Below are 12135 nucleotides of genomic sequence, written 5' to 3' on the forward strand. Positions count from 1 at the left end.
GACCACCTGAAAACGGCATAGGCGCACGATTCCCACTAACGTGGGAGTCGTGCGCCTTTTAAGGACACCGGACGACCGGTTCTCGGACCTGCCCGATTTCGACTTCGAGCCGCGCTACGCGGAACTCGTCGACCTTCACGGCGGCGTGATCAGAGTGGGTTACGTGGAGGCCGGACCCGAGGACGGGCCACCCGTCCTCCTGCTGCACGGCGAGCCGACCTGGTCCTATCTCTATCGCAAGGTCATCCCGGTGCTCGCCGACGCCGGGCTGCGCGCCATCGCGCCCGACCTGGTCGGCTTCGGCCGGTCCGACAAACCCGGCGACATGGTCGACCACACCTACCAGCGGCACGTCGAATGGATGCGCGCGTTCGCCTTCGACGTGCTCGACCTGACCGACGTCACCCTGGTCGGCCAGGACTGGGGCGGCCTGATCGGCCTGCGCCTGGTCGCCGAGAACCCCGACCGGTTCGCCAGGGTCGTCGCGGCCAACACCGGCCTCCCCACCGGCGACACGGACATGCCGGAGCTCTGGCACAGGTTCCGCGACACCGTCGAGAACGCCCAGGTCCTCGACGTCGGGCGGTTCGTCCAGTCGGGTTGCCAGACCAAGCTCCCGGAAGACGTCCGCGCCGCCTACGACGCGCCCTTCCCGAACGAGATGTACAAGGCCGCGCCGCGGGCGATGCCGTCGCTGGTGCCGATCACCCCGGACGACCCGGCCTCGGCGGCCAACCGCGCCGCGACGAAGGTGCTCTCCGAACTGAACAAGCCGTTCCTCGTGTCGTTCTCCGACGGCGACCCGATCACCGCGCCGTGGGGCCTCGAACTGCGGGGCTCGATGCGCGGCGCCCGGGAGCTCGAGCATCCGACGATCACCGGCGCCGGCCACTTCCTCCAGGAGGACGCCGGTGGTCGGCTGGGCGAGGTCATCGCCCGCTTCGTCCACTCCTGAACGCTAGGAAAGGACCGTTCCTTGCGAAATTTGCCAGGAACGGTCCTTTCCTAGCATCGGGCGCGTGAGATGAAAGGCCCCTTCATCGCAAAATTTGCAATGAAGGGGCCTTTCATCTCACTTGTCAGGAGATGGCGGCCAGCGCGTCGGTGATGATCCCGAGGCCCTCCGCCGCCTCTTCCGCGGTGAGCGTCATCGGCGGCGCGATCCGCAGCACGTTGCCGTGCAGCCCGCCCTTGCCGATCAGCAGTCCGCGCGCCTTGGTCTCCTCCATCATCCGCGCGGCGGCTCCCGGGTTCGGCTTCATGCCGCCCGGCTCGACCAGTTCGACGCCGATCATCAGCCCCTTGCCGCGCACGTCCCCGATCAGCGGGTTCCCCGCCGCGCGCAGGCCGTCGAGCAGTTCGTTGCCGCGGGCGAGCGCGTTGGCCTGGAGGTCGCCCTCGGCGATGTGGTCGAGCACGGCGGCCGCGCCTGCCATCGCGACCGGGTTGCCGCCGAAGGTCGAGATCGAGTTCGCGGTGAGGCAGTCGACGAGGTCGCCGCGTGCCACGAGACCGCCGATCGCGAGCCCGTTGCCGAGGCCCTTGGCGAAGGTCATCGCGTCGGGGACGACGTCGTGCGCCTGGATCCCCCAGTAGTGTTCCCCGGTCCGTCCCCAGCCGGTCTGGACCTCGTCGGAGATGAACAGGATCCCGTACTGGTCGAGGACCTCCTTCATCGCCTTGAACAGGCCGTCCGGCGGTGAGCTGAACCCGCCGACGCCCTGGATCGGCTCGGCGATCATGCAGGCGACGTCGCCCGAAGTGCCCGTCTCCAGGACGTCGACCAGGTCCGCGACGCACGCGTCGATGTACTCCGTGTCCGACAGCGCCCGGAACGGGCTGCGGTACTGGTAGCCGCCGTGCACGTAGCTCACCTTCACCGGGCTGAGCGACGAAGCCGACCAGCCGCGGTTGCCGGTGATGCCGACCGTCGCGAACGACCGGCCGTGGTACGAGTTCCGCATCGCCAGCACCTGGTTGCTACGCCGGTACTGGGTGGCGAGCATCAGCGCGGTGTCGTTGGCTTCGGTCCCGGAGTTGGTGAAGAACACCTTCGCGTCGGGAATGCCGGAGAGCTTCGCGATGCGTTCGGCCAGCTCGACCTGCGAGCGGATCAGGTACAGCGTCGACGTGTGCAGGATGCCGGTGTCGAGTTGCTTGCGCACGGCGTCGCTGATCGCCGAGACGTCGTAGCCCATCGAGTTCGTCAGGATGCCCGCGAAGAAGTCGAGGTAGGTGCGCCCGGACGAGTCGATGACCCGGCGGTCCTGCGCGTGCACGATCTCGATCGGCTCGTCGTAGTAGAGCGCCAGCCAGGACGGCAGTACCGCCTTGTGCCGCGCCAGCAGGTCCGCATCGGTCATCGGGTTTCTCCGTCCGCAGCAGGGAGATCTCAGTATGGGGACGGCCCGAAACGGGCGGCAACGATCAGACTGTCGGGTTATCCGCGCGGACCCGCACATTTTGTGCGGCTCGCACGGACTACTCTCAGCACTCGTGATTGACCCCAGGACTCTGCGCGATGACCCGGACGTCGTGCGCGCTTCGCAGCGCGCCCGTGGCGAGGACGAAGGAGTGGTCGACAAGCTGCTCTCCCTCGACTCCCGCCGCCGGTCGTCCATCGCCGCCGCCGACAAGCTGCGTGCCGAGCAGAAGTCGCTGGGCAAGCTCATTCCCAAGGCGCAGGGCGACGAGCGGGCCGAACTGCTCGCCAAGGCGAAGGACCTCGCCGCCCAGGTCAAGACGGCCGAGGTCGAGCAGACCGAGGCTTCGGAGGAGTTCGAGCAGCTGCACCGGCTGGTGCCGAACCTGGTCCACCCCGACGCGCCCGAAGGCGGCGAGGACGACTACGTCGTGCTCAAGCACGTCGGCGAGCCGAAGAAGTTCGACTTCAAGCCGAAGGACCACCTCGAACTCTGCGAGGGCCTCGGCGCACTCGACATGGAGCGCGGCGCGAAGGTCTCGGGCTCGCGGTTCTACTTCCTCACCGGCATCGGCGCCCAGCTCCAGCTCGGCCTGCTGAACATGGCCGTCGCGCAGGCGACCGCGAACGGGTTCACCCCGATGATCACGCCGACCCTGGTGCGGCCGGAGATCATGGCCGGCACCGGTTTCCTCGGTGCGCACTCGTCGGAGGTCTACCGGCTGCGCGACGACGACCTGTACCTCGTAGGCACCTCCGAGGTCCCGCTCGCCGGCTACCACGCCGACGAGATCCTCGACCTGGCGAAGGGGCCGAAGCGCTACGCGGGCTGGTCGTCCTGCTACCGCCGCGAGGCCGGCTCGTACGGCAAGGACACCCGCGGCATCATCCGGGTCCACCAGTTCGACAAGGTCGAGATGTTCGTCTACACGCGTCCCGAGGACGCCGAGGCCGAGCACGCGCGCCTGCTGGACTGGGAAGAGCAGATGCTCGCCAAGATCGAGGTCCCGTACCGGGTGATCGACACCGCCACCGGCGACCTCGGCACGTCGGCGTACCGGAAGTTCGACTGTGAGGCGTGGGTGCCGTCGCAGGACACCTATCGCGAGCTGACCTCGACGTCGAACTGCACGACGTTCCAGGCCCGTCGTCTCGGCATCCGCTACCGCGACGCCGACGGCCGCCCGCAGACCGTCGCCACGCTGAACGGCACGCTCGCCACCACCAGGTGGATCGTCGCGATCCTGGAGAACCACCAGCTCGAAGACGGCTCGGTCCGGGTGCCGGAGGCGCTTCGTCCCTTCCTCGGCGGAACCGAGGTGCTCACGCCGGCATCGAAGTAGGCATGAACCGCCGCAGCAAGCCGCTCACCGCGCTCTTCGCGGCGGTCCTCCTGCTCGGCGGATGTGCCGAGACGATCTCGGGTACGGCGTCGCCGGTGCCCGGCCACCGGCCGGTGCCCGCCAAGGCGGCGCCGTGCTCGTTGCTCAGCACGGAACACGCCGACGCGCTGGCCCTCAAACTGCCCGGCGTCGAGACCAAGGGCAACAAGGCCCAGCTGGTCCCGCCGATGTGCCTGTTGTCCGAACGCGACGATTCGCCGCGCGGGGTGTCCCTTTCGATCACGCACAGCGTCGACATCCCGCTGAACGACTTCTACGCCGGCGCCCGGCCGGGGGAGAAGTTCGGCATCGGCGGTTTCACCTGGACGCGCTACGCGTCCCCGCTCGGCCCGACCGCGTGCTCCCTCAGCACCGAACTCGGACCGTCGTCGTTCGTCGAGCTCGGCAGCGAGACCCAGACGGGCGCGCCCGAAGCGACGGCCTGCGATCTCGCGCTCGCCGCGGCCCCCGCGATCGCGTCGAGGCTGCCCGGTGGCGAGCCGAATCCGAAGATCGTCGCGCCACCGGGGCAGAAAAAGCCCGAACCCTCCGGGCCGTTGCTGCAGGTCGATCCCTGTGCGCTGCTAAAGCCGGACGAGGCAGCGAAGCTGGCCATCGCCCCGGGAACCCCCATCGCCCCGGCCGAGCTCGCGAATCCCGAGGACAAGGGCTGCTCGTGGAAGGACTCCGACGGCGACAAGGGGCAGCGACCGCTCAACGTGACGCTCTTCCTCGCGACGGCCGTCGCCGACGTGGCCGGTCTCGAAGGCACCCCCGAGGAGATCGACCTCGGCGGTCGCAAGTGGACGGTCCGGTTCGAAGCCACCGCGAGGTACTGCACGGCCGCCCTGCCGATCAGCGGGACGTCCACGGTGAAGGTCTCCAGTGGCCACTGGGACGACGAGAAGAAGGCCTGTGACCTGCTGCGGGCCGCGCTGCCGACGGTGAGCGCGGCGTTGCCCGCCGGTTCGTGAACGGCGGCCGCGCACAAGTAGTGTGCGAGCCGATGAGGAGGGGACGCATGCGGTTTCGGAATTCGCTCGCGATCGGGCTGGCGGTGCTGGCGGTCGGCGGCTGCACGTCGACGATCGGCGGTACGGCCTCGCCGGTGCCCGGACAGGGACCGGTGAACACGAAGGCCGAGCCGTGCGAGCTGCTGACGCAGGAGCACGCGAACGCGCTGGGTGTCACGTACCCCGGTGAGGAACGCGCCGCGAAGCCCGAGCAGAAGACGCCCGCGGTCTGCCGGTTCCGGAAACTGGAGGACGTGCGCAAGGCGTCGAACCTCGAGGTGTCGTTGAGCAAGGACCTGTCCTTGAACGACTACATGAGCGGCGCGCAGGCCGGGGAGAAGTTCGGGATCGGCGGGTTCACCTGGACGCGGTACGCCACCATCCTCGGCCCGAAGTACTGCTCGCTGAGCACCGAAATCACCCCGGACTCCTTCGTGGAGATCGCCAGCGAGAGCCCCGACCACACCGAGGGCAACTCCTGCGACCTCGCCAAGGCGGCGGCCCCGGCCGTGGCGTCGAAGCTCCCGGGCGGGCAGCAGGACCCGCAGATCACCGCCCCGCCGGGGCAGAAGCCCGCCGAGCCGGGCGGACCGCTCCTGAGCACCGACCCGTGCGCCATGCTCAAGCCCGAACAGACCGCCCAGTTGCGGCTCGGACCCACGGGTGAGCCGCTGAAGTCCAGCGCCGACCCGAACCAGTTCGGCTGCGAGTGGGCCGACACGGACGGCGACAAGGGCGAGAAGGCGCTCGACCTGTGGTTCTACACGACGAAGCCGATGGACGAGACTCCGACGCTGATCACGCAGGGTGACCCCCAGGACTTCGACTCGGGCGACCGCAAGTGGAAGCTCTACACCCAGGCGGGCAGCAAGCTGTGCGCCGCGGGTCTCGCGATCACCCCGACGTCGACGGTGGCGATCATCGCGGGCAACCTCGACGATCCCGCGAAGGCGTGCGACGTGATCAAGGCCGCCGTTCCGATGCTGAACGGGAACCTGCCGCCCTCGTCCTGACTCACGCGAGTTCGCCGTCTAGTGCGGGGTAAGGCAAAGGCGGCAGGTTGCGAAAGCCACTTTGGCAACCTTCAACGTTGCGAAAGTGGCTTTCGCAACGTCGGGGCAGGGGTGCGGTAGCGAAGAGGGGTTTTCGCGAGACCTGGGTGCCCCACGGCCGCGAGCGAATCCCGGCACCCTCATCGCCCTCCCGATCACGCGAAAGCTAGTCCGTCACCTCGTCGGCGATGTGCTTCGCGATCTCCAGTGCGCTGGTCGCCGCCGGTGAGGGCGCGTTGAGGACGTGCACCTGGTTCCGCGCGGTCTCGATCAGGAAGTCGTCGACGAGCGCGCCGTCCGGGCGCAGTGCCTGCGCGCGGACGCCGGAGCCGTGCCGCACGATGTCGTCCTCGGTGACGGCGGGCACGAGCCGCGCGAGGCTTTCGGCGAAGCGGCGGCGGGAGAACGACCGGCGGACCTCGTCGAGCCCGGTCGGGTACGCGTACTTGCGCGCGAGCCGCCAGACGCCGGGGAAGCGGGCGACCTCGGCGAGGTCCTTCGCGGAGAAGTCGCGCCAGGTGTAGCCCTCGCGGCGCAGCGCGAGCACGGCGTTGGGGCCGGCGTGCACACTGCCGTCGAGCATGCGGGTCAGATGCACGCCGAGGAACGGCAGCGACGCGTCCGGGACCGGGTAGATCAGGCCGCGCACCAGATGGCGGCGTTCGGGTTTCAGTTCGTAGTACTCACCGCGGAACGGCACGATCCGCGCGCTCGGGGTGAGCCCGGCGAGTCGCGCGACGCGGTCCGCGTGCAGGCCGGCGCAGTTGACGAGGCCGTCGGCGTGGATCACGTCGTCGCCGGTCGCCACCTCGACGCCGCCGGTGCGGCCAGGGCGGATTCCCTGCGCGGGCGTGCCGAGACGCAGGTCGGCGTCGGATTCGTCGAGCAGCCGCACGAGTGCCGTGCAGACGGCGGGGAAGTCGATGATGCCGGTGGATTCCACGCGCAGCGCGGCGACGCAGGAGACCTCGGGTTCGTACTCGCGGGCCTCGCTCGGGGTGATCAGCTTGGCCGGGACACCGTTCGCCTCGGCCCGTTCGGCGAGCACCTTCAGCGCCGGAAGCTCCGCTTCGGAGGTGGCGACGACGAGTTTGCCGCATACCTCGACCGGCACCCCGTACTGCCGAGCGAAGTCCACAATGGACCGATTGCCCGCGGTGGACATCCTGGCCTTGAAGGAACCCGGCTTGTAGTAGAGCCCCGCGTGCACGACGTTCGAGTTGCGCCCGGTCTGGTGGGCCGCCCAGTGGTCCTCCTTTTCGAGCACCGTGACGTCCAGACCGCGTTTGGTCAGCTCCCAGGCGGTGGCGAGCCCGACGATCCCGCCCCCGATTACCACGACAGTACGCACGATCGACCAGGTTACCCGGGCTGCTACCTGACAATCGTTAGGTTACCTGGTAGCGTACCTGACCGATGTCAGGTAAGCGGTTGAGCAGGGACGAACGCCGGGAACGCATCCTGGCCGCGGCGGCGCGGGTGTTCGCCGCGTCCGGGTACGACCTGGCGGGGATGCGCGAGGTCGCGACGGCCGCCGGGATCAGTACGCCCGTGCTCTACGACCATTTCTCGTCCAAGGCGGCGCTGTACGCCGGACTCCTGGAGTCCGAAGTGGACAGTCTGCTGGCCGGCTGGGCCGAGTTGCCGCTCGCGGGCACCGCCGAGGAGTCACTGCGCGGCCGGGTGGCGGCGATCTTCGCCTGGATGGAGACGAACGAACGCGGCTGGCGGATGATCTTCGCCGAGACGCCGTCCGACGAGGGTGTCGCCGAGGTGCACCGGCGCGGGCAGGCCAGGGCCACCGGGCGGCTGACCGAGGTGTTCGCACGCGTGCCCGGCCTGGCGCTGACCGCGGACCTGCCGCGCGACCGCGCGAACGAAGCGCTCGCCGAAGCGGCGAAGAGCGCGCTGAACGCCATCGCCACCTGGTGGTGGAGCAACCGCGACATCCCGCGGGAGCAAGTCGTCGCGCTCACGACGGATCTGTTGTGGCGCGGACTGGGGAACCTGATCCAGGAGGACAGATGAGCACCGACACCACCGAGCGGTACCGCCGGGCACTCGAGACCCGGGACGTCGAACTCGGGCTGAGCGCCTTCGCGCCGGACGCCGTGGTGCGTTCGCCGCTGACCGACCGGGTCCGGTTCACCGGGCACGTGGAACTCAGGCCGCTGCTGGAAGTCGCCTACTCCCATCTGCGCGACGTCCGGTTCCACACCGACACCGGTGACGGCAAGACGCGGGTCGTCGTCTACACCGCGCGAATCGGCGGCGAGGACGTCGAAGAGGCAGCGGTGCTGAAACTCGACGAAGACGGGCTCATCGCCGAAGTGACGCTGTTCGTGCGGCCGCTGCCCGGGCTCGTCGCGCTGATGGACGCCTTCGGCCCGGACATCGCGCGCCGCAACGGCCGCACCTTCGCGGCCCGATTGCTGAAGTTCGCCGCGAAACCCCTGCTGGCCATGGTGCGGTCCGGCGACAAGCGGGCGGTTCCGTTGGCCGGACCTCGCTGACGAGTGTCACGAAGGACCCTTTCCCGACGAAAAACGTCAGGAAAGGGTCGTTCATGACACTTCACACCGCCGCGGAAACAGGCGTAGCGGCCGAAGCCTCCTCAGGGTCTTCGAGGACCTTCGGCACCCCGCGCAGGCTGAACAACGCGCTCACCGCGAGCAACGCCATCAGCCCCGCCGAGCACAGCATCGTCACCTGCAACCCGTCGACGAACGCCAGTTTCGCGGTGGCGAGGATCAACGCTCCTTGCTCGGGCGGCAGCTGTGCCGCGACCTGGACGGCACCGCCGAGGGTGTCCGAGATCGCCGCCGAAGCCTCCGGTGGCACACCCGCCGGGATGACGAGTTCGCTCCGGTACAGCGCGCCGAGCACACTGCCGAGGACGGCGATCCCCAGCGCGCCGCCGAGTTCGGTCGCCGTCTCGGAAATCGCCGACGCCGCGCCCGCCCTGGCCTTCGGCACGACGCCGAGCACCGTGTCCGTCGCGACGGTGAGGATCAGCGCCAGCCCCACCCCGAAGACGATCATCGCGGCGAGCAGGTCCGTGTAGACGATCGTCACGCCGATGTTCGAGTACAACGCGAAACCGACGGCCGACAGGGCACAGCCGAGCGCGATCGTCGCGGCGCGGCCGAAGGCCTTGATCGCCAGCGGCGCGAGCACCCCGCCGACGATCGCGCCGCCCATCCCTGGCAGCCCGGCGAGCCCGGCCTTCAGCGGCGACCAGCCCGCCACCAGCTGCAGGTACTGCGCGAACATCAGCGAGACCGCGAGCTGCGCGAACATCGCCAGGATCGTGGTGCCGACGGTCGCCGAGAACGCCCGCTGCGCGAACAGCCGCAGGTCCATCAGCGGTTCGGCCAGCCGCGGCTGACGCAGGACGAATGCCAGCAGGCAGCCGAGGCCGAGCACGGCGGCGACCGCGACGTCCCAGTGTCCCCAGCCCTTGTACGCGACTTCCTTGATCGTGTAGACGATCCCGACCATGCCGACGAGGGAGAGCAGCACGCTGGGCACGTCGATCCGATGGGACACCGGATTCTTCGATTCGGGCAGGATCAGCGCGCCGGCGATCACCATGACCACCACCACCGGCACGTTGACCAGGAACACCGAACCCCACCAGAAGTGCTCGAGCAGCACCCCGCCGACGAGCGGTCCCATGCCGAAACCGAGGATCGTCAGCCCGCTCGAAACGCCGATCACGGCCGCGCGTTCCTTGCCGGTGAACACGTTCCGCACGATCGACAGCGTCGACGGCATCAGTGTCGCGGCGGCGATCCCGAGCAGCGCGCGGGCGGCGATCAGGAGTTCCGTCGTCGGCGCGTACGCCGTGATCACCGAAGCGACACCGAACAGCGACGCCCCGATGAGCAGCAGCTTCTTCCGGCCGACGCGGTCACCGATGTTGCCCATCGTGATCAGCAGCCCGGCGAGCGCGAAACCGTACGCGTCCGCGATCCACAGCAGCTCCGTGGTCGACGGGTGCATCTGCTCCGAAAGCGACGGCAGCACCAGGTGCAGCACGGTCAGGTCGATCGCGATCAGCAGCTGCGCCAGCACACAGACCACGACGGTGCCGATCTTGCGGCCCTTCCCGATGGTCACCGCGTCGTTCACCTCGACACGCCGAAGGTGAGTTCCGGCGAGTGCCGTGCGGTGCGGTTGTCGCCGTCGCCCAGATAGAACCGGGTGCTCATGGTGCGGGCCGCCGGGTCGAGGACGCTGCGCCACAACGTCCGCCACGGCGCGCCGGGCTCGATCGCGAACGAAACCGCGTCGAGCGCCTCGCGCGGCCCGGCGTCCGCTTCCTTGGTGATGGTGCGAAGCCGCTGGTAGGTGAGCATGGTGTCCGGTGTGTCCTCGGGCAGCGCGTCGAGGTCCGGATGACGGTGCAGCAGGTGGTTCGTGACGCACAGCGGTCCGTCGGCGACCTCGACGAAGTACTCGATGTCGTGCTGCCCGCGCTCGTGGACGAAGCCGCGGCCGGAAGCGTCGGCGACGATGTAATGGCAAGGCGCGCCGTGCGTGTACTGCTTGGCGAGCATCAGCGCTTCCTTGGCCTCGTCGACGGTTTCGCAGGTGTCCAGCAGATACCGGCACACCTGCAAGACCGACAGGCCCGCCTGCGGGCCGGGATCGTCCGCCAGCGGCGCGGCCGTTTCGACGTCGGCCATCAGCAGCGCGACGACCAGCCCCGCCTCGTTGACCCCTTCCGTCGCGCCGTCCATTGTGGACATCGAAAGGGACGTGGATGCGATGCCGTCGTCGGGGATCGTCGTCAGCACGTAGGGCCGTGACGCCATCGGCACCGTCCCGTCGTCGACGGGCTCCTCACCCGCCATCACCGCACCCAGCTGGGTCCAGCTCATGGTGAAGAAGTCGTAGTTCCGGCCGAGCGTGCTCCCCGTCCACAGCGCCGAACAGCCCGACCCGGCGGGCAGGGCACTCGCGTTGTCGAAGGAGACCGCCGCGTCGGCAGGGAGCCCGTAGGCCTCGGCGAACCCGGCCGTCCGTTCGGCGTACTGCGGCCAGTTCCGCGCGAACCAGGTGCGCCGCGCCCTGGCCACGATCGGATCGATCGGCGGTGGCGACCAGTCCGAGCGCGCCTTCGCTTCGGCGCCGAGCGCCTGGCCGATTTCGGCCTGGGTGCCGCGCAACGTCAGATGCCGCACGGCGAGGAAGTCTTCGGGAGATCCCGCTGAGTAAGTCATGGACGGGAGGATCTCCGCGACCGCTGACCGTCCACGCACCGAACGCTGTCAGTGCTTGTCAGCGTCTGCCTGTGCCTGCCTGTGCCTGTCATCGGAATGTCATGTGCCCCGCGCGAAAGTGGTTTCACCAAGGCAACGACATGCGAGGGAAGCCATGCTCAGCAACAAGGTGTACATCATCGCCGGGGGCGTCATCAGCGTCCTGTTCGTCGCGCTCGCGATGGTCGAGTTCTCCACCGGTTACCCGGACGACGGCCTGCAGGACCTCCTCTACGCCGCGGTGAGTGCCGGCGCCGGCACACTGCTGTACGTCCTCGACCGCCGTCAGCGTGAGCGCCGCGCGGCCGCCGAAGCGGGGCGTGACGCCCGATGAGGAACATCGACGGCGGCTTCCTCGCCGCGCCCGACCAGGCCTCGCTCGACCGCCGCGAACGGGACGTGCGCAAGGGAAAGCTCGCGCTGATGCTGACCGTCGTAGGCGGCTTCGTCGCGCTGGTCGCCGGTTACAACGTCCTCGTCGACTTCTCCCCGGCTTCGCTGGTGGTGACGATGTTCGGGCTCGCCGCCGCGATCGGTGGCGGCGTGCTCACCAAACACCTGATGCGCGCCGTGCGGTTCCGCGTGCACAAGCCGAACGCGGGACTGGTCGGCGCCGCGAAGCTGTCCGGAATGGTCGTGATCGTCCTCGGCTTCATCGCACTGGTCGGCTCGCTGGACGGGCCCGGCGTGCTGCGGATCATCGCGATCGCCGTCGGTTGCGCGGCCATCGGCTACGTGAAGTCGCTGCACGACCAGCAGTGGGTGCTCTTCGAACTGGACGCGGTGGGTGTCCGGATCGAGCGGACCGTCGTGCCGTGGCGTGACGTCACCCGGCTCACCATCGACCCGGTCGGCCCCGGGATGACCCGGCTCGGCGCGGTCCCGGTCAACGCGGCGCCGCTGTACGTCGCCGTCCAGGACACCGAACTCGACCAGCGTCTCCTCGCCGAAGGCGTCGGCCGCTTCGCACCGCAGGGCACGCAGCTGACCCGTGCCTAG

At 69.1% G+C, this 12135-nt stretch carries 12 protein-coding genes; 8 read left to right on the forward strand and 4 right to left on the reverse strand.

Annotation, left to right across the window (positions count from 1 at the left end; genetic code table 11):
- The first annotated feature begins 49 nt into the window (after positions 1–49).
- Complete coding sequence (locus tag DL991_RS02475) at positions 50–955, forward strand: haloalkane dehalogenase (RefSeq protein WP_125780512.1); 906 nt, start codon at positions 50–52, stop codon at positions 953–955.
- 124 nt (positions 956–1079) lie between these two features.
- Here DL991_RS02475 and DL991_RS02480 read toward each other — a convergent pair whose 3' ends face one another.
- Positions 1080–2363, reverse strand: coding sequence for an aspartate aminotransferase family protein (locus DL991_RS02480; protein WP_125780514.1), 1284 nt, complete (start codon positions 2361–2363; stop codon positions 1080–1082).
- A 133-nt stretch (positions 2364–2496) separates the two neighbouring features.
- Between DL991_RS02480 and serS the strand changes: the two genes are divergently transcribed.
- The 3 genes from serS to DL991_RS02495 are packed head-to-tail and all read left to right on the forward strand — an operon-like array spanning position 2497 to position 5830.
- Entirely contained in the window at positions 2497–3765 is a 1269-nt protein-coding gene (serS, locus tag DL991_RS02485; protein WP_125780516.1) for a serine--tRNA ligase, read from the forward strand.
- A 2-nt stretch (positions 3766–3767) separates the two neighbouring features.
- Positions 3768–4778: a DUF3558 family protein gene (locus tag DL991_RS02490; protein WP_125780518.1), complete on the forward strand. Its 1011-nt coding sequence runs from the start codon at positions 3768–3770 to the stop codon at positions 4776–4778.
- Positions 4779–4825: 47 nt separating this feature from the next.
- Entirely contained in the window at positions 4826–5830 is a 1005-nt protein-coding gene (locus tag DL991_RS02495; RefSeq protein WP_125780520.1) for a DUF3558 family protein, read from the forward strand.
- 205 nt (positions 5831–6035) lie between these two features.
- Here DL991_RS02495 and lhgO read toward each other — a convergent pair whose 3' ends face one another.
- Complete coding sequence (gene lhgO / locus DL991_RS02500; RefSeq protein ID WP_125780522.1) at positions 6036–7220, reverse strand: L-2-hydroxyglutarate oxidase; 1185 nt, start codon at positions 7218–7220, stop codon at positions 6036–6038.
- Positions 7221–7300: 80 nt separating this feature from the next.
- Here lhgO and DL991_RS02505 point away from each other — a divergent pair, with 80 nt between their 5' ends.
- Both DL991_RS02505 and DL991_RS02510 read left to right on the forward strand, forming a co-directional pair.
- On the forward strand, positions 7301–7897 hold the full coding sequence (locus tag DL991_RS02505) for a TetR/AcrR family transcriptional regulator (RefSeq protein ID WP_125780524.1): 597 nt from the start codon (positions 7301–7303) through the stop codon (positions 7895–7897).
- The gene (locus DL991_RS02510; protein ID WP_125780526.1) at positions 7894–8382 is read left to right on the forward strand and encodes a nuclear transport factor 2 family protein; all 489 of its coding nucleotides are present in this window, start codon (positions 7894–7896) and stop codon (positions 8380–8382) included. Before DL991_RS02505 ends, DL991_RS02510 begins: the two co-directional genes overlap by 4 nt.
- Positions 8383–8443: 61 nt before the next feature.
- Here DL991_RS02510 and DL991_RS02515 read toward each other — a convergent pair whose 3' ends face one another.
- Together DL991_RS02515 and DL991_RS02520 are read right to left on the reverse strand one after the other, a co-directional pair.
- On the reverse strand, positions 8444–9991 hold the full coding sequence (locus tag DL991_RS02515; RefSeq protein ID WP_125780528.1) for an MFS transporter: 1548 nt from the start codon (positions 9989–9991) through the stop codon (positions 8444–8446).
- Positions 9992–9999: 8 nt separating this feature from the next.
- Entirely contained in the window at positions 10000–11097 is a 1098-nt protein-coding gene (locus tag DL991_RS02520; RefSeq protein WP_125780530.1) for a C45 family peptidase, read from the reverse strand.
- Between the two features lie 154 nt (positions 11098–11251).
- Here DL991_RS02520 and DL991_RS02525 point away from each other — a divergent pair, with 154 nt between their 5' ends.
- Entirely contained in the window at positions 11252–11470 is a 219-nt protein-coding gene (locus tag DL991_RS02525) for a hypothetical protein (protein WP_125780532.1), read from the forward strand.
- Positions 11467–12135: a hypothetical protein gene (locus DL991_RS02530; RefSeq protein ID WP_125780534.1), complete on the forward strand. Its 669-nt coding sequence runs from the start codon at positions 11467–11469 to the stop codon at positions 12133–12135. Before DL991_RS02525 ends, DL991_RS02530 begins: the two co-directional genes overlap by 4 nt.

It is taken from the genome of Amycolatopsis sp. WAC 01375 (assembly GCF_003947325.1).
GTDB lineage: Bacteria > Actinomycetota > Actinomycetes > Mycobacteriales > Pseudonocardiaceae > Amycolatopsis.